At 61.8% G+C, this 14845-nt stretch carries 22 protein-coding genes; 2 read left to right on the top strand and 20 right to left on the bottom strand.

The genetic code is table 11. From position 1 onward, the window contains the following. Positions 1 to 15: 15 nt before the first annotated feature. From PG892_RS04720 to PG892_RS04625, 20 genes are all read right to left on the bottom strand, one after another. Positions 16 to 540: a hypothetical protein gene (locus PG892_RS04720; RefSeq protein ID WP_270825177.1), complete on the bottom strand. Its 525-nt coding sequence runs from the start codon at positions 538 to 540 to the stop codon at positions 16 to 18. After that, the gene (locus PG892_RS04715; protein ID WP_270825176.1) at positions 537 to 1298 is read right to left on the bottom strand and encodes a glycine-rich domain-containing protein; all 762 of its coding nucleotides are present in this window, start codon (positions 1296 to 1298) and stop codon (positions 537 to 539) included. The genes PG892_RS04720 and PG892_RS04715 overlap by 4 nt, the downstream gene beginning before the upstream one ends. Next, positions 1295 to 2050, bottom strand: a complete 756-nt coding sequence (locus PG892_RS04710; protein ID WP_270825175.1) for a phage tail-collar fiber domain-containing protein — start codon at positions 2048 to 2050, stop codon at positions 1295 to 1297. Before PG892_RS04710 ends, PG892_RS04715 begins: the two co-directional genes overlap by 4 nt. Further along, positions 2047 to 2649, bottom strand: coding sequence for a phage tail protein I (locus PG892_RS04705; RefSeq protein WP_223939666.1), 603 nt, complete (start codon positions 2647 to 2649; stop codon positions 2047 to 2049). The genes PG892_RS04710 and PG892_RS04705 overlap by 4 nt, the downstream gene beginning before the upstream one ends. After that, entirely contained in the window at positions 2646 to 3548 is a 903-nt protein-coding gene (locus PG892_RS04700; protein WP_270825174.1) for a baseplate assembly protein, read from the bottom strand. The genes PG892_RS04705 and PG892_RS04700 overlap by 4 nt, the downstream gene beginning before the upstream one ends. Beyond that, positions 3545 to 3916, bottom strand: coding sequence for a GPW/gp25 family protein (locus PG892_RS04695; protein ID WP_270825173.1), 372 nt, complete (start codon positions 3914 to 3916; stop codon positions 3545 to 3547). Before PG892_RS04695 ends, PG892_RS04700 begins: the two co-directional genes overlap by 4 nt. Then, positions 3913 to 4485, bottom strand: coding sequence for a phage baseplate assembly protein V (locus PG892_RS04690; protein WP_270825172.1), 573 nt, complete (start codon positions 4483 to 4485; stop codon positions 3913 to 3915). Before PG892_RS04690 ends, PG892_RS04695 begins: the two co-directional genes overlap by 4 nt. A 78-nt stretch (positions 4486 to 4563) precedes the next feature. After that, positions 4564 to 5022 (bottom strand): phage virion morphogenesis protein, encoded by a 459-nt coding sequence (locus PG892_RS04685; RefSeq protein WP_270825171.1) that lies wholly within the window; start codon positions 5020 to 5022, stop codon positions 4564 to 4566. Continuing rightward, positions 5004 to 5474 (bottom strand): phage tail protein, encoded by a 471-nt coding sequence (locus tag PG892_RS04680; RefSeq protein WP_270825170.1) that lies wholly within the window; start codon positions 5472 to 5474, stop codon positions 5004 to 5006. The genes PG892_RS04685 and PG892_RS04680 overlap by 19 nt, the downstream gene beginning before the upstream one ends. After that, positions 5449 to 5691 (bottom strand): Rz1-like lysis system protein LysC, encoded by a 243-nt coding sequence (gene lysC / locus PG892_RS04675; protein ID WP_270825169.1) that lies wholly within the window; start codon positions 5689 to 5691, stop codon positions 5449 to 5451. Before lysC ends, PG892_RS04680 begins: the two co-directional genes overlap by 26 nt. After that, a complete protein-coding gene (gene lysB, locus PG892_RS04670) occupies positions 5585 to 6052 on the bottom strand; it encodes an Rz-like lysis system protein LysB (RefSeq protein WP_270825168.1) in 468 nt (155 codons plus the stop codon). The genes lysC and lysB overlap by 107 nt, the downstream gene beginning before the upstream one ends. Positions 6053 to 6196: 144 nt before the next feature. Further along, complete coding sequence (locus tag PG892_RS04665) at positions 6197 to 7021, bottom strand: N-acetylmuramidase family protein (protein WP_270825166.1); 825 nt, start codon at positions 7019 to 7021, stop codon at positions 6197 to 6199. After that, complete coding sequence (locus tag PG892_RS04660) at positions 7018 to 7326, bottom strand: phage holin family protein (RefSeq protein ID WP_244056013.1); 309 nt, start codon at positions 7324 to 7326, stop codon at positions 7018 to 7020. Before PG892_RS04660 ends, PG892_RS04665 begins: the two co-directional genes overlap by 4 nt. A 1-nt stretch (position 7327) precedes the next feature. Continuing rightward, the gene (locus PG892_RS04655; RefSeq protein ID WP_041214915.1) at positions 7328 to 7690 is read right to left on the bottom strand and encodes a putative holin; all 363 of its coding nucleotides are present in this window, start codon (positions 7688 to 7690) and stop codon (positions 7328 to 7330) included. Between the two features lie 15 nt (positions 7691 to 7705). Then, positions 7706 to 7936 carry a TraR/DksA C4-type zinc finger protein gene (locus PG892_RS04650; RefSeq protein ID WP_270825164.1) on the bottom strand — a complete coding sequence of 77 codons (231 nt, stop codon included), beginning with the start codon at positions 7934 to 7936 and terminating at the stop codon, positions 7706 to 7708. 2 nt (positions 7937 to 7938) lie between these two features. Continuing rightward, positions 7939 to 8142 carry a tail protein X gene (locus PG892_RS04645; RefSeq protein WP_270825163.1) on the bottom strand — a complete coding sequence of 68 codons (204 nt, stop codon included), beginning with the start codon at positions 8140 to 8142 and terminating at the stop codon, positions 7939 to 7941. Further along, on the bottom strand, positions 8142 to 8612 hold the full coding sequence (locus PG892_RS04640; RefSeq protein ID WP_139737919.1) for a head completion/stabilization protein: 471 nt from the start codon (positions 8610 to 8612) through the stop codon (positions 8142 to 8144). Before PG892_RS04640 ends, PG892_RS04645 begins: the two co-directional genes overlap by 1 nt. A 97-nt stretch (positions 8613 to 8709) precedes the next feature. After that, on the bottom strand, positions 8710 to 9495 hold the full coding sequence (gene gpM, locus PG892_RS04635; protein ID WP_270825162.1) for a phage terminase small subunit: 786 nt from the start codon (positions 9493 to 9495) through the stop codon (positions 8710 to 8712). A 9-nt stretch (positions 9496 to 9504) separates the two neighbouring features. After that, positions 9505 to 10557, bottom strand: coding sequence for a phage major capsid protein, P2 family (locus tag PG892_RS04630; protein WP_270825161.1), 1053 nt, complete (start codon positions 10555 to 10557; stop codon positions 9505 to 9507). Positions 10558 to 10569: 12 nt separating this feature from the next. After that, the gene (locus tag PG892_RS04625; protein ID WP_236758579.1) at positions 10570 to 11391 is read right to left on the bottom strand and encodes a GPO family capsid scaffolding protein; all 822 of its coding nucleotides are present in this window, start codon (positions 11389 to 11391) and stop codon (positions 10570 to 10572) included. 149 nt (positions 11392 to 11540) lie between these two features. Here PG892_RS04625 and PG892_RS04620 point away from each other — a divergent pair, with 149 nt between their 5' ends. Together PG892_RS04620 and PG892_RS04615 are read left to right on the top strand one after the other, a co-directional pair. Then, positions 11541 to 13307, top strand: a complete 1767-nt coding sequence (locus tag PG892_RS04620) for a terminase ATPase subunit family protein (RefSeq protein ID WP_270825160.1) — start codon at positions 11541 to 11543, stop codon at positions 13305 to 13307. Further along, complete coding sequence (locus tag PG892_RS04615; protein WP_270825159.1) at positions 13304 to 14368, top strand: phage portal protein; 1065 nt, start codon at positions 13304 to 13306, stop codon at positions 14366 to 14368. Before PG892_RS04620 ends, PG892_RS04615 begins: the two co-directional genes overlap by 4 nt. Positions 14369 to 14845: the final 477 nt, after the last annotated feature.

Below are 14845 nucleotides of genomic sequence, written 5' to 3'. Positions count from 1 at the left end.
TTCTTTACTGTTTCTTCATATCACTATGAATCGAATCGGCTCAGTTAGCGAGAAGGTCGGCTGAGGCAGGCCCGCATTGAGCATCTCGGCGGTGGTTTCCCAGTAACCCAACTCCGGCAGCGTGACCGTGATGGTCATCTGGCCACCGACCACATCGGCGACCGCCGCGATGGTGCGGCCGGTATCACGCATCGAGCACGGCACACGAAACTTTTGGTCAGGCACCGGCAACGGGCCGGTGATCACCAGTTCTCGACCCAGCTTGACGGTGTACTCGTTGTGGGAGTTGTCAAAGCCCCCTTCGTCCCCCTGCACATCGGTGATAACCACCGGGATGAGCTGAGGCGCTGGGGCGATATCGATCTCGGGATTAGTCCATGCCTTGCCATCGTGAATGGCACCCGGGAGCGTGCCTGACGGGCAGGGGATAAACTGGGCGGCCAGCTCTGGAACGTGTACGTCAGCCGGAGAGATCCCCAGCCCGCCATCGTTCCAAATCTCGGTGGCTATATTGTTAATCAGTCTGGCGAAAAATCTCATGCGACCACCTCGATAATAATTGCGCCGTTACCACCTACGACTCCAGCAGATCCACAGCCAGCGCCGATTCCACCATTCCCGGACCCACCGCCAGACCCATAATTTGGCAGCAGTGATGATTTAACCCCCTCACCGACTCTGGCGAAACTCATATATGATGAGAAATTAACCAGTTCTTCATGGAGCGGGCGGCGATATGGGTGTATGCCGAGCCCCCACCCATCGTCAAAAAGGTCTGCGCGCTTTAGTGGCTCTCCTGCGGCCCCCCACCCACCGCCTACGCTGCCGATGGCATCTCCACCAGAGCCGTATCGATGGCCTGATGCACCGCCACCCGCTGTACTGCTAACCACGCTAGCACCCTTGCCGCCAGATGTATTTACATCTCCGCCTGAGCCTATACCTGGGGTGCTCTCTGCGTTTTCTCTGGCGCCGCCGCCAGTGGCTGATAAAAAACCACCAAAACTACTAGAGCCGCCGGCCTTACCAATCTGGCCGCCTGCGCCCACCGTGTAGGAGTACGTTTGGCCTGGCATCACATCGATAATCTTTTCAGCAAACCCGCCACCGTGTCCGCCTTTTTCGATATTCGAGCCTGGTTTGTGATACCCACTACCAGCACCGATGACGGCTACTCGCACTCTGCTGACGCCAGCCGGTACTGTCCATTGACGTGTTCCAGGATTGATATCAAAGACTCGTATATCATTGCGAAATATCGGGTTTAATACTCCCTGTTGCCCACCCAAAGTGATCATGAAACCCTCCAGACATTATTGATTTTACTGAATACAAACTCCTTGCCTGCTTCTGCCAGCCTGATCACCGGATCGCTTCCGCGTGGCGTCACGATGGGTTGCCCGCTTTTTTCTTTCATCAGGCACAGCTCGTCGCTCGGCACCATGTGGTCGACGATAACCCTGACTGTTCCGGTATCCGGCAGAGTGAGTTCACCGGCTGCCATAAAGCGATAATTGCGGGCTCTGGCGGCCTGCAGTTGCCCCGTTACCGGGATGGTGACGGCAAGGTTTTCCACAAACTGGCGACTGGCCAGCACTTTGGACTGGTCAACCAATATCTGGATTTGCCCGCCATCCACCTGATGGATCGAGACATAGGTGCCGAGCGGCAGATCGACTTGCGCCCCCTGGGCAGGAATGGTTTTTTCTACCGGTGGATAGCGGGTGGCAAAAATCATGTCGCCGTCAGCATCGAACCAACCGGCCTCGCGCACGATGAACGGGCCCACATCAATGGGGACGTAACCCTCCATGTAGTATTGGGATGGCAGGTTGGCATCCTGTTCCAGTACCGCAATCGGGCCACGAAAGGTTTCGTCGATCAGCCTGGTGGCTTGTCGCAGTTGTTCCGCCGTGGGGGCGTAGCTGTCGCCACCGCCGGTTCCCACGGCGAACTGGGTCAGTTTCAGGGGGCGGCTGGTCGCGGCCAGATTGGCCAACTTGGCGGCCCCGATGGCAGTCAGAACGGTAAAGTACGTTTGTGTTGTCATATGGCATTCACTCGGTAGATTGCCGCGATGCGCGGCATGCCGCCAAGGGGGGCGGCAATGCTGGTTGTTGGCAGGCTGGCCTGATATGGGCGGCAGATGTAGCGCGGGGTGATGGACGGCACGGCCGCCACCCCCAGCCCTACGTCTGTGCTCATGACCAGACTGAGGGTGTAGTGACTGCGCAGGTTTTTGGCTTCGTCTACTCGGCGCGTGATGGCGGCGGGGTTGCCTGCCGCGATCCCTTCTGGCGGAACGTTGACGCGCACCTTGAAGGTGTACGGCTGACCGCCATACTCGAACCATTGCTGGAGTGTGGCGCGATAGCCGATAGCCTCCAGTGCACGCCGCACCGCGCCCGGGGTGCCTTTGGTGGCGTGGATGCTGAAACTTGCTGCCATGGCGCCGCGCTTTTGCGAGTCAGACCACTCATCATCCCAGTCATCGACGCTGAATGCCCAGGCCTGATACGGCAGGACTTTGGCCGGACATCTGGCAGGCGACCACAAATCACGGCATGGAATAGGGAGATCCATCGCGGCGGCAGCCACGGTGCTCAGGTTGCGCTCGGTCTTGGTGGCATTGGGCGGCAGCAGGGTCATTGGATCACCTGCTCGATGGTGTATCTGCTACACCATGCAGCCTGATGTTTTGCCGGGGTGATGTCTGCCCAGTCGGTCAGCTCGACTTTTCTTACCCCCGGCGCATGCAAGGCCGATTCAAGGAGGGAGCGCGGCACCTCTACCCCGATGCGGCGGCGCGGATTAATCACCTCAAGCAATCGCCGTTCCGCTTCGGCTGTGATGGTGGCAGCAGATGGCCCCGCAGCTGGAATAAACAGGCGAATGGCCAAGGTGTATGGCAACACCTGGGCGGCTTTGACGTGCACGTTATCGGTCAGCGGCACCCGATCTTCATCGGTGAGATAGTCAGCCACTTTGGTCAGCAGTTCCGCAGATGGGGTGCCGTCGCCGGTGGCGGCCAGAATGTAGACATCTACCACGCCCGGGCTCGGCGAGGTGGGTTCGGCATCCATCACTGCACCGTCAGCGGTGCGGGCGTGATGGCGATAGGCCTCGCGCGGGCCAGCGACGCTGAGGGCATCCCATGCCAGCAGGGCGCGTTCGAGCAGGGCGGCATCACTTTCCATGATGGTGGGGATCGGTGGGGTGGCGGTGTCATCCCCCGGCTGGATGGTGAGCCGCTGCACATTCCAGTTGGCCACCAGGTTGTCGAGGTCATCCCCTTTTGCCCAGGCCAGCATGTTGGCGACCGCGGCATCGTTGATGCGTTGGCGCAGGATCAGCTCTCGATAGGCATTCTCTTGCAGCAGCTTGGTGATGGGCTCGGAGTCGAGCGCCAGGGTGGCGGCGATGGCCGCCTGCTGGTCTGCTGGATAGAGGCTGACGAAGTAGGCCTTGCGCTCGGCGAGGATGGTCTCGAAATCGAGCAGCTCGATCACATCGGGCTGGGGCAGTTGGGAGAGGGTGATGGTGCTCACTGGGCGGCTCCTGTGGGAATGGCAATAGTGGCGCTCTCTGTTCCGGTACCCGGCGCGCCGCCGTCCTTGCGCTGCCAGGTGAGCTCGACGGTGAGGGCGCCATCCATGCCGCCGCCCAGCACTTCTACCCGGGTGATGGTGATGCGGGGTTCCCAGTTGATAAGGGCCTGCACGGTGGCGGCCATCAGGCGCAGGCGGGTGGTCTGATGCTGTGGCTGGTCGATGAGGTAAAACAGCTCGCTGCCGTAGTCGCGGCGCATGACCCGGGAGCCCACCGGGGTGGTGAGGATGTCGCGCACCGACTGCACGATGTGGTCGGTGGCGCTGATGGCGCGGCCAGAGGCTGCATTCATGCCGAGCCAGTTCATTGCGGGCCCCCGGAAGTGCCGCTGCCGGTGCTGACGTTGCCGTGCTTGTGGGTAGTCACCTCGATGCCGCCAATCTTGGCGCTGGGGGCGGTGATCTTGCCGCCCGCCTCGATGGTCGAACCGACCTTGAGTGCCTGGGTGCATTCCACCAGGGGGGTGATCAGCTTGACGGTCACCGAGGCGGAAAGGGTGGCGGTCTTGATGCCGCTGGCATTGAGCGCCCCGGTGGCCGGGTTGTACTCGATGACGGCGCCATCAGCGTATTCAGTGCGGTCGAGATCCGGATTGTCATCGTCTGCCAAGGGCTCTGGGAAGGCAGCGCAATTGATGGGGCCGACGATGTAGGCATTGCGCGGGTCGCCGCTGACCGAGAGCATCAGCACCTGTTCGCCGATGGAGAGGCGATGGCGGGTGCGGTTCTTCCCGGCCCGCGCTGCTGCGTAGGGCCGCCAGTTGGTGATGAGGTCGCCGGTTTTGACGCGACATTCCCCTGATCGCACGGCGGTGACGGTGCCGATGCGGATCAGGTTGTCGATCAGGCGTTGGAGTTCGGTCGGGGTCGGTTGCATGGGGCCATTGTTTTGGGCAATGGCGAGTAAGGCGAGGGGCGGCCAGTGTGTACGGCGCTGGCACACTGGCGGCGGTGGTTACAGTCCTTTGGTGAGGTGGGCGAGCAGGGTGGTTTCTAGCTGGTCCCGCTCTTGTTCTGTGATGCCGAGCAGTTCCCGCGCCGGGTATGAGATCTCGCGGCCCTTGATGCGGTCTTTGAGACCATATTGGTGAATGGTGGCGAGCCGGTTGGCGGTGCCGACAAACTCGACCACGGCTTGATGTTCATTGGCGCGGGCCTTGAGCCAGGCGGGGTTGCTTATCTTGAAGAACATCTTGCGGCGCAGGCGCCCCCGGTTTTTTTTCAGCTTGGGCTGAGGCTTGCGCGGGGCCATGGGGCTGCCATCTGGCTGGCGGTTGGCGCGGATCCGCTGGGCCTGGCTGGCGCGCAAGGTGCGGGCTATCTCGCCCGCCAACTGACGGCGGGCGGCGGGTTCCATGCTGGCAAGCAGGCCATCGGCCCAATGGGTCAGGCGGTTCAGGTCGTCGGCGGCCATGGCTGAGGCTCCCCGTTGATAAAGAGTTCCCAGGTGATGCCGTCATATGGGTCTTCCGGCGGTTCTGGCAGGTGCTCCCAGCCAATCCCCTGTTCGTTTTGCCACACCCTGACCCGCTCGGTCAGCTTGACGGTGATGATGAGGTCCATCAGGTCGTTGGCGAGGAATTCTGCCTCGAAGGTGATGCCCTCTTTGCGCTGCTCGTCGTTGGTCATCAGCTCGGGCTGGTGTTGGCGCAGCCAGGCCAGCAGCGGCACCATGATCTGGTCCGGGTGGCCGGCAAAGTCCTCGATGCCGATGGTGAGGGGGTATTGCCACTCGAACGAGAGCGAGCGGGCACCGGTGCTTTCGACATTGCCCGGGGCGATAAAGATGTGCAGCTTGTCCGGGTTGGTCTTGAGGTGGGGAACGCAGCGGGTCAGTACCTCACGGATCTGTTTTGGTTTTTCCATGCTCCCTCCCGTTCTGGTGGCGTTGCTGGCAGGCGATAAGGCTGTCGACCTGGGCGGCGCAGGTGGCCCATGCCGCCTCGGTCTGGGTCAGTTGGTCGAGCAGATCACCGTTATTGACCGGGCTGGCTGCCGGCAGTTGGCAGGGCGCCGGGGCTGGACAGGTGAGCCTGATAATCTGCGGCGCCGGTGAGGGCGGGGCGCTGGAGCAGCCTGACAACAGGATCAGGCAGAGGGCGATCAGCCCACTCCTTGAGTTCAGCATTTTCACGTTTGAGCCTCTTGATGGTGTCGGCCCGGGTGGCGGCCGTGATGGTCAGATCACCAAGTTGGTGTTGGAGCTTGGCGGCGGCGGTTGCCTGGGCGTCCAGCTCGCTGTTGAGGGTATCGATGGCCCCGTCTTTGGTCTTCTCCCGCCGCTCGGCCTCGACGGCCTTGTCGTTGGCCGCCTTGAGGTCGCTTTGCAGGGTGGAGACTTTGCCCTCAGCCTTGGCGGCGGAGCGGGCCGACCAACCCCAGCCTGCCAAGGCGACGGTCAGGGCCAGCAGCAACCAGGTGAGGGGGGAGCGTAGTAATGCCATTACGGTTTCCTCGGTGGTGGGGTGGACTGCGGCTTATTCTGGTTACATCCTCTGAACGGGCAGACCACGCAGCCACCAAGCCAGCGCAATTCCAGACACTTCGCATCCAGCTTGGTGCAGGATTTCCCTACCAAGTGACCGCACTTAGGCCGAGGCATCCGCCACCTCCTTCACCGGATAGACCTTGGCAAAATGGTCGTATGCCTTGGCCAGCTTGGTGTCGTAGTCATTGTCCTTGTAGGCCGGGCCGTTGTAGCGGCGGGCAAAGTCAGCCCACTTTCGACCCTGCATGGCCTTGTGCATGGCGGGATCTTGCTGGATGAAGCGGCACAGGGCGGTGAGGTGGTCCACTTCGCTGCGCTGCATGGCGGTCTGCCAGTCGCTGGCCGAGGCAAAGCCTAGCGCCTGCCAGTGGAAGCCCATGATCTGGAACATTCCCCAACTGGCCGACTCGATGGCGGCATCCCGGTGCAGGCTGATGGCGAGTTGCAGCCGCTCCCACTCGGCCGCCCCGCCCGCATAGCCGCCGCGCTTGGGGTTGACCAGGTTGGGGTAATGGGCGGCCATCTGGTCGGCAGTGCCCTTGCCCAGGTGCTGGGTGAGCTGCTTGTAGAACACATGCCGCTCGAACAGCACCACCGGACGCATGTCGGTGGTGAACCCCTCGCCGATGCTCTCGACCTGGGCGACGGTGGCCATGGTGGCCAGCGGCAGGCCCAGCAGGTCAGCGCCAGCCTGCATGTCGCCGATGCGCAACTGGTTGCCCCGCTCGCTGCCGAGCAGGGCGGCCATTGTGCGGGGTCCAGCCTGGCCGATGGCGGTGATCATGTAGTCCCGCTGAAAGGCGAGCAGGGCGCGCTCGGTGGCATCGCCAAACCAGCCATCCGGATCGAGCGGATAACCTGCTTTGGCCAGCCGACGCTGCAGGTCGGCGACGGCGGCGCCGGTATCCCCTTTTTTCAGGCTCATGGTTGAAACCTCCCGTTCAGGTGGCTGGCGGTGGTCGGTTGCTGACGACGGCGTGGCAGCAGGCGCATGACGGATCCGCGAGAGCCGATCAGGGCGGTGAGTACGACAGAGGCCAGCAGGACGGCGGCGGGGTCAGGAGCGGGCAGTGCCCCGATCAGGGCACGCAGGGGCACGGAACCGGCGGCGAAGGTGAGCAGCCAGGCCAGCACGGCAGGGAGGGGGCGATAGTCGCCCCCGTTGCGGTTGAAGGTGGCGATACGCAGCGCGATGGCGGCGCAGATCATGGCGTAGAGGATGGTCAGCATGTCAGCCCCCTTTGCGGAGTTTGAGCAGGTCTTCCGGCGTTTTGCGCAGGATCCACTGCAACAGGTGGACGGCCAGCGCCGAGGCGAGCATTGCGCCGACAGCCCTGGGGACCTCGACGCTGAGCGGCAGCACGCTGGCCAGCATGGCGGCAACCAGCGGCGCCGCCAGTGCCCCCGCCACGAAGGCGGCAACGAACAGGCCCGCTTTGCGCAGGTTGCCCAGCTCGGCGGTGGTGGCGATGAACACCAGCGCCCCGGCGAATGCACCGAGCAGGACGCCGGGGTCTACGCCCGGGAAGAGGGACAGCAACGCCAAGGCGCTCAGGGTGCTGGTTGCTGCACTGGATGAAATGGGTTCTGGCATCGTGCTCTCCTGTTTTTATCGTTTGCTGCCGTAGTGGCGAGCGGTTTGAAATTCGTGGATGGTCTGGCACTCGGCGCAGCGTTCGCAGCCCCGCTGTGCTTCACGGCGCGCCTGCGGGATGGTGTTTTCGCAGTCGATGCAGTAGTGCGGGCCGGTGCCACTGATGCGGGCGGCGTGGATGCGGGCAGCGAGTTGCTGCTCGCTGATGTCGGCCAGTCGTTCGAGTTCGTCGTCGAGGCGGCTCATGGTCAGTCCCATAGCTGGATCAGCGGCTGCTCGGCCTGGGTGGGGGCCGCTGGCATTGTGATGAGGGTTCCGGTCGGGAGGATGGGGCCGAGCGCGGCCAAACCGTGGTTGAGTGCGAGCACCTGCTCGGTGATGCCTGCGGTGTAGCCGTAGTGCCGGAACAGGATGAGGTCGAGGGTGTCACCCTGTTGGCTGCGCAGCTCCATCAGATGAGCGCCACGGTGATGTGGGTGGTACCGAGGATGTCGCGAATGGCAAAGCGGGCGTCGCGGTAGAGGTCGTCAGAGCTGATGATTTTGGCATCGGCCCCTTTGACGCCATCACCGGTGGCGCTGTAGTCGGTGTAACGCTCCAGCAGGTTGGCGCGGGTCATGGCATAGACGGCGCGCCGGTAGCTGTGCAGGTACGCCGATTCGCCATTGATGACCTCGCCCGGTACGGCGGCCAGGGTGGCGACCCCTTCTGCCTCACGGGCGCGGCGCCAGTCAGCCAGATCCCGGTTGACGCTGGTGATGGCGTCGATGACGGCATGCTTGAGGCGGGCCGTGGTGACGGTGCCATCGAGCCGGACGGTGTCGCGCAGGTCAGGCAGCGAGATCGCCGGCCAGAAGGGGCTGGAGTCTATCTCCCCTTCGGCTGGCGACGTGGTGGCATTGGCAATGAATCCGGTGCTCATGGTGTTCCTTTTCCGCTTGTTGGGCGGTGGTCGGGCCGTCTGGTATGCGAAACGCATTCGTCAGGCCCGAGCCGCCCAGGGTGCGGGGTTCGCTCGGTTAGCTGCCGCCGCCGGTGGCGTCGGGCTGCTGTTCGGTGGTGCCGCTTTCGGCTGCCATTTGCTCGGCGTCTCTGGCGGCTTGTTCTGCTTCTGCCTGTTCTTCCGCTGCTTTGGCTGCCTGTGCGGCTTCTTTTTCCTTCTTGATGTCGCGCTCGAGCACTTCGAGATCTTTCTTGATGCCCACCTTGTCGTGCAGTTCGAGTGCGCGGCGGTAGTGCTGGGCGGCCTGCTCCTTGAACCCTTCGGCCAGGGCGGCGCGGCCCACGGCCTTGTGCAGCTTGGCGTGAACCTGGTCGAAGATGTCGGAGTGGGTCAGCAGCTCGAGGTAAGCGCACAGCAGGCCATAACTGGGGCCCGCGCCTGCCTCTTGCAGCTTGATGCCTGTGTCGGCGACCTCTTCGGCGATCAGGGTGGCGGCGGTGCGCTCATAGCGGTCCGGGGTACTGAGGCCGTGGCGGATCACGTAGTCGGCCATGTTGAAGGCCCCTTCGAGATCGCCGGTGTCGAGGGTCCAGAGCATGACAGTGACCAGGACGTCATCTTGTTCGCCCCGGTCAGCGGCCAACAGGCCATCAATCCACGGCTTGTAGACGCCCAGCATGGTGCGCTTTGCGTCGATCTTGCGTTCGATGCTCTGGATTCCTTTGAGGGTGCGGCGGTGTTCGGCCAGCTGCATCAGCTGCAGCTCGTAGGCGTTGGCGCGCATCTGGTCGAACTGGGGATTGACCGCCCCTTGCAGGGCGGCCAATTTGCGTTCGCGGTTGCGACGGGCAGGTGATGTCATGTCGCCTCCTTAACCGCCCGCGGCCGGTTTCGGCCCGATGACGATGTTTTCGATCAGGGCGACGCAGTCGTAGTCTTCCACCACGTAGGCATCGTTGGAGCTTTCGTAGTTGACGATGCGGTCACGCTTCGGCTCTTCCTCGATGTGGCGGCGGCGGGCGCCTTCTTGCCAGTAGATGGAGAGGTTGTCGAGCTTGGTGACCAGCAGGGCATCTTCTGGGAAGTAGGGGGCGCGCACAGCCTTGAGGCCGCCGATCTGCTTCTGGCTCACCAACACCTGGCCGGCCAGCTTGTTCTGGTTGTCATCGGCGTTGTTGATGATGGGGAAATACTTGTCGGACAGCAGCTTGCGGCCACAGATGACCACCAAGTCGGTATCGTCCTGGTACCAGGGTTCGATCAACTCGTTGACGGCATCGAACACCAAGGCGTCGAGGTTGTGGTAGTCGCCTGACTTGGTGTCGGTTTCCCCCTTCGGCTGGTAGATGTAGATCTTGCCGCTACCTTCGGCAACTTCATCCATCACTTTGGCCGGTGCGTCGTCACGGATGTGCTGCAGCCAGCCTTTGTTGACGTCTTGCAACAGGGAGTTAGCGGTGCGGTCGGTGTCTTTCGCCACGCTGGTACCGTGCCAGCCGATCATAATGCGGTCGAGCCCCTGCCGCTTGAGGATGGCGTCACGGATGCGGGTCTGGAAGTCGGGGAACTTGGCCCAGATATCCAGTTTGTTGTAGCCCAACATGGTGTCGTAGTTGGTCTTGGCACACTCGTAGTCATGAGGGTAGAGGGCGCTCGGATCAGCTGGTTGGCGGTCTTTGCTGCTGGTATCGGTACGGCCGGCAATGGTGCTGCTGATGCCGATACCTACTTTTTGACCTTTCATCTCCGGCACCGGGATGACGTTGATCATGCTCAGGAATTCAACCGATTCCTGCATTTTGGTTTCCAGGGTCTGCTGGACGCTGGGCTGTACGTTGAATTGCACCATGGCGCTGGTGATGGCGTTGAGTTTGGCCACCTTGCCGGTGAACTCGTTGAACTTTTGGCGGGTTTCGTTACGCATTGGGCATGGTCCTTAGCAGTCGGTTTCGATGGTGGCGCCTTGGGAGCCGGTGGCTGGATCGCGCTTGTGGCTGAAATCTTCCTGGCCTTCCAGCTTGGCGGTGAGGTCGTCCAGCGCCTTGGTGGTGGCTTCCAGCTTGCTGGTCAGCTCGGTGATGGTCTGGGCCTGCTCGGTGAACTTCTTCTGCATGCCGGCATCGAGGCTGGTGACCTCTTTTGCCACCGTTTCGACGGCCTTGTGCACGTCGCTGAAATCGTCGGTGGATTGCTTCTTGTGGGTGGAGAACAGGGCGGTTACCCGTTCCAGCAGACCTGGGCCTTTTTCACCTTCATCCTCGAGTTCGATGACAGTTTCCAAGGCTTCGGTGAACAGGCATTCCGGATGGTATTTGCGGTAGGCCAGCGGATTGACCGTGGCCTTGCTGCAGAACTGCAGCATTTCAGTGCCGAGGCTGGCCGGGCTGTCGGTGACGGCCAGCCCCATCATGTAGGCACCCTTTTCGTTCAGATTGGGGTGGATCTCGACCGAGGTGTACACCTTCTGGCGCTTCTTGTTCAGTTCGATCAACTCCGGGGTCGGGTCAATCTGCACGAACAGGGCCAGGCGTTTCTCGCCCTCGATGGTGACCTCTTCTGTCTTGGCGGCGGTGATGTCGCCGTACATCTTGAACAGGCCGTTGGGGTCAATCCCCCGGATGTGCTCCATATTGACCCTGGCGCCGTAGGTGGACTGGTTGTAGCGCTGGGCCATCTGCTCAAGCCATTCGCGGGTGATGGCGCGGCCATCGGTCGTGCCCCCTTCTACGGCAACACGGAAAAATTTGGACTTTGCCATGGGTTGGGATCCCTTTGGTGATTGGGTGGTGATGTCGCGGTTATGGTCTGGGTGACAGGCGGGATCGTGCAATCTGCGGCCAGTGTGTACGGCGCTGGCACACTGGCGGGGTGGCGTTTGGATGGGTTGTGGCTGGGTAGACTGGCGCCATGACGACAGCACCCTTACTTTTCCCCCATATCGAACCCAGACGGCAGGCCATGCACCTGTTCTTTCAGGGCTATCCGCTCCGCGCCATTGCTGAATTGCTGCAGACGCCGGAGGGGACAGTCTCGACATGGAAGAAGCGCGACGGCTGGGATGACATCAAACCCATTGACCGGGTCGACTTCGCCATCGAGGCGCGGATGTGCCAGCTGATCGCCAAGGAGGTGAAAACCGGCGGCGACTTCAAGGAGATTGACCTGCTGGGCAGGCAGTTGGAGCGGATCGCCCGGGTCAACAAGTACAGCAACGGAGGCAATGAGGCCGACCTCAACCCCAAGGTGGCGAACCGCAACAAGGGGCCGAAGAAGGCACCCGAGCGCAATGTGGTGGAGCCCGAACAGCAAGAGCGGCTGATCGAGCGCTTCGAGTCCACCATGTTTGGCTACCAGCGCACCTGGTACGAGGCTGGCAACCAGCACAGGATCCGCAACCTGCTCAAGTCTCGCCAGATTGGGGCGACCTACTTCTTTGCCTTCGAGGCCTTCATCGATGCCCTGGTCACCGGGCGCAACCAGATTTTCCTGTCGGCCAGCAAGGCGCAGGCTCATGTGTTCAAGCAGTACATCATCCAGTTTGCCAAGGAGGAGGGGGTTGAGCTCAAGGGCGACCCCATGGTGCTACCGAACGGAGCGCACCTCTACTTCCTCGGCACCAACGCCCGCACCGCCCAGAGCTACCACGGCAACATCTACATGGATGAGTACTTCTGGATCCATGGCTTCCTGGAGTTCCGCAAGGTGGCTTCCGGCATGGCGATGCACAAGAAGTGGCGCCAGACCTACATTTCCACCCCATCCAGCCTTTCCCATCCCGCCTATGCGTTCTGGTCCGGCGCCAACTTCAACCGTGGCAAGGCGAAGGCAGACCGGGTCGAGATTGACCTGAGCCACGCCAATCTTGCCAGCGGTAAGCTGTGCGCCGATGGTCAGTGGCGGCAGATTGTCACGGTCGAAGATGCGGTGCGCGGTGGCTGCGACCTGTTCGACCTGGATCAGCTGCGCAGCGAGTACTCCGATGATGAATACCTCAACTTGTTGATGTGCATCTTCATGGATGACACGTCCAGCGTGTTCCCGTTGGCGATGTTGCAACGGTGCATGGTCGATAGCTGGGAGGTATGGGATGACTATAAGCATTTTGCCCTGCGACCAATGGGTAACCGGCCGGTGTGGATCGGCTATGACCCGGCCAAGGGTGGCCAGGGTGACAGCGCCGGTTGCGCCGTGCTGGCTCCGCCGGCTGTACCCGGCGGTAAGTTCCGGGTGCTCGAACGTCACCAGTGGAAAGGGATGGATTTTGCAGCCCAGGCAGAGGCAATCCGCCAGATGACTATTCGCTACAACGTTGCCTACATCGGAATCGATACCACCGGGATCGGGGAGGGTGTCTATCAGAATGTGAAGGTGTTCTATCCCGCTGTTACCGCAATCCAGTACAACCCGAGTGTGAAGATCCGCATGGTCATGAAGGCTATCGATGTGATGAACAAGGGGCGGCTGGAGTTTGACAGCGGTTGGAATGATTTGGCAGCCGCTTTTATGAGTATTCGCCGGGGGGTAACCGCCGGCAAGATGCCGACCTTTGAGTCGAGCCGTTCCGAAGAGGTCAGCCACGGCGATATTGCCTGGGCAACGATGCAGGCCCTGTTACACGAACCGCTGGCAGGTGCCACCGGTGCCAATACCAGCATGATGGAGATTTTCGCATGAGAAAGCGCCGCCCGCAGCGCCATACCTCGCCGGTGACGGCGACCCAAGCCGCAACCAGCCAGACCATCGAGGCGTTTACCTTCGGTGAGCCGGTGCCCGTGCTCAGCCAGCGGGAGGTGTTCGACTACCTGGAAGCCATGCACAACGGGCGTTGGTATGAACCGCCGCTCTCGCTCAATGGCTTGTCGCGGGTCTACCGGGCCGGGGTACACCATGCCTCTGCCATTCAGGTTAAGCGCAACATCCTGCGCTCCTGCTTCATCCCGCATCCGAAACTGAGTCTGGCCGCCTTCACCGGGCTGGCGCTGGACTATCTGATCTTCGGCAACGGCTACCTGCAGGTGGTGCAGAACCGGCTCGGCGGGGTGCTGCGCTATGACCACCTGCGGGCCAAGTACACCCGGCGCGCTCTGGACTTGGACACCTATTGGTGGATTGCCCAGCCCGGGCAGGAGCAGGCGCTGCCAGCCGGGCGGGTGGGTCATGTTATGGAGAGCGACATCAACCAGGAGATCTACGGCATCCCCGACTATGTCGGAGGGCTAAACTCTACCCTGCTCAACGAGTCGGCCACCCTGTTCCGCCGCAAGTATTACGAGAATGGATCCCACGCTGGGTTCATCATGCACATCACCGACGCAGTGCAGAACGAGGGCGACATTGCGGCCTTGCGTGAGGCGCTGCGCCAGAGCAAGGGGCCCGGCAACTTCCGCAACCTCTTGCTCTACACCCCTAACGGCAGCAAGGACGGGGTGAGGCTGATCCCGGTTGCCGAGGTGGCGGCCAAGGATGATTTTCTCTCCATCAAGAACGTCAGCCGCGACGACCAGTTGGCCACCCACCGGGTACCGCCCCAGCTGATGGGAGTGATGCCTAACAGCACCGGCGGTTTCGGTGATGTGACCAAGGCCGCCCAGGTGTTCGACATCAACGAGATCGACAGCATCAAGGCCAGCCTGCTGGCGCTCAATGACTGGGCAGGGGAGGAGGTGATCCGGTTCAACCCCTACAAGCTGGCCGCCGGTATCGAGCAGGCCAGCCAAGGCGACATGCTGCGCTGACCCTGCCTGTGCATCCCGACCACCCCGCCACCTGGCGGGGTTTTCTTTTGCCCCTCACATGGCCGCATCAGCGGCCCGCTGCTGCATCACCGATGCGGGCTATCCTTGCACCCTCGCAGATCCTTTCACGCGCATCCTGAGCGGCTGGCGCAGCCTGCTGCCCCCCTGCCAGCACCGCTGGCGCGCAATCGGGACCCCGCCTCGCCTGCGCGCTTCATGTGTCGATTTCCATTCGGGTGAAAGGCCGCTTGCGTCTGGCGGTTCCCCGCGTCAGCACTGACCGCGCACACTTCTCCAGATCCTCTTTGTGATCCTTCATTTCCCGTCAGATCCTTTCATGTTCTAAGGGGAAAGCGCCGTTAGGTGTGGCCATAGCGGGCTCTCGTCCTTTCCTTCACGAGAGCTGGGTCAAGGCTGTTTACGTAGATTATTGAATTCCAAGTGGTGTTTTCAATGCTTAAAAATTGTATTGTAAAT

Origin of the sequence: Aeromonas sp. QDB68 (genome assembly GCF_027707405.1) — a bacterium.
Lineage (GTDB): Bacteria > Pseudomonadota > Gammaproteobacteria > Enterobacterales > Aeromonadaceae > Aeromonas > Aeromonas caviae.
This window is presented reverse-complemented; position numbering and strand designations above follow the sequence as displayed.

Coding starts and splice junctions, on each gene's coding strand:
- PG892_RS04720 (WP_270825177.1), bottom strand. CDS start 540: ATGAGATTTTTCGCCAGACTGATTAACAATATAGCCACCGAGATTTGG.
- PG892_RS04715 (WP_270825176.1), bottom strand. CDS start 1,298: ATGATCACTTTGGGTGGGCAACAGGGAGTATTAAACCCGATATTTCGC.
- PG892_RS04710 (WP_270825175.1), bottom strand. CDS start 2,050: ATGACAACACAAACGTACTTTACCGTTCTGACTGCCATCGGGGCCGCC.
- PG892_RS04705 (WP_223939666.1), bottom strand. CDS start 2,649: ATGACCCTGCTGCCGCCCAATGCCACCAAGACCGAGCGCAACCTGAGC.
- PG892_RS04695 (WP_270825173.1), bottom strand. CDS start 3,916: ATGAACTGGCTCGGCATGAATGCAGCCTCTGGCCGCGCCATCAGCGCC.
- PG892_RS04690 (WP_270825172.1), bottom strand. CDS start 4,485: ATGCAACCGACCCCGACCGAACTCCAACGCCTGATCGACAACCTGATC.
- PG892_RS04685 (WP_270825171.1), bottom strand. CDS start 5,022: ATGGCCGCCGACGACCTGAACCGCCTGACCCATTGGGCCGATGGCCTG.
- PG892_RS04680 (WP_270825170.1), bottom strand. CDS start 5,474: ATGGAAAAACCAAAACAGATCCGTGAGGTACTGACCCGCTGCGTTCCC.
- lysB (WP_270825168.1), bottom strand. CDS start 6,052: ATGGCATTACTACGCTCCCCCCTCACCTGGTTGCTGCTGGCCCTGACC.
- PG892_RS04665 (WP_270825166.1), bottom strand. CDS start 7,021: ATGAGCCTGAAAAAAGGGGATACCGGCGCCGCCGTCGCCGACCTGCAG.
- PG892_RS04660 (WP_244056013.1), bottom strand. CDS start 7,326: ATGCTGACCATCCTCTACGCCATGATCTGCGCCGCCATCGCGCTGCGT.
- PG892_RS04655 (WP_041214915.1), bottom strand. CDS start 7,690: ATGCCAGAACCCATTTCATCCAGTGCAGCAACCAGCACCCTGAGCGCC.
- PG892_RS04650 (WP_270825164.1), bottom strand. CDS start 7,936: ATGAGCCGCCTCGACGACGAACTCGAACGACTGGCCGACATCAGCGAG.
- PG892_RS04645 (WP_270825163.1), bottom strand. CDS start 8,142: ATGGAGCTGCGCAGCCAACAGGGTGACACCCTCGACCTCATCCTGTTC.
- PG892_RS04640 (WP_139737919.1), bottom strand. CDS start 8,612: ATGAGCACCGGATTCATTGCCAATGCCACCACGTCGCCAGCCGAAGGG.
- gpM (WP_270825162.1), bottom strand. CDS start 9,495: ATGACATCACCTGCCCGTCGCAACCGCGAACGCAAATTGGCCGCCCTG.
- PG892_RS04630 (WP_270825161.1), bottom strand. CDS start 10,557: ATGCGTAACGAAACCCGCCAAAAGTTCAACGAGTTCACCGGCAAGGTG.
- PG892_RS04625 (WP_236758579.1), bottom strand. CDS start 11,391: ATGGCAAAGTCCAAATTTTTCCGTGTTGCCGTAGAAGGGGGCACGACC.
- PG892_RS04620 (WP_270825160.1), top strand. CDS start 11,541: ATGACGACAGCACCCTTACTTTTCCCCCATATCGAACCCAGACGGCAG.
- PG892_RS04615 (WP_270825159.1), top strand. CDS start 13,304: ATGAGAAAGCGCCGCCCGCAGCGCCATACCTCGCCGGTGACGGCGACC.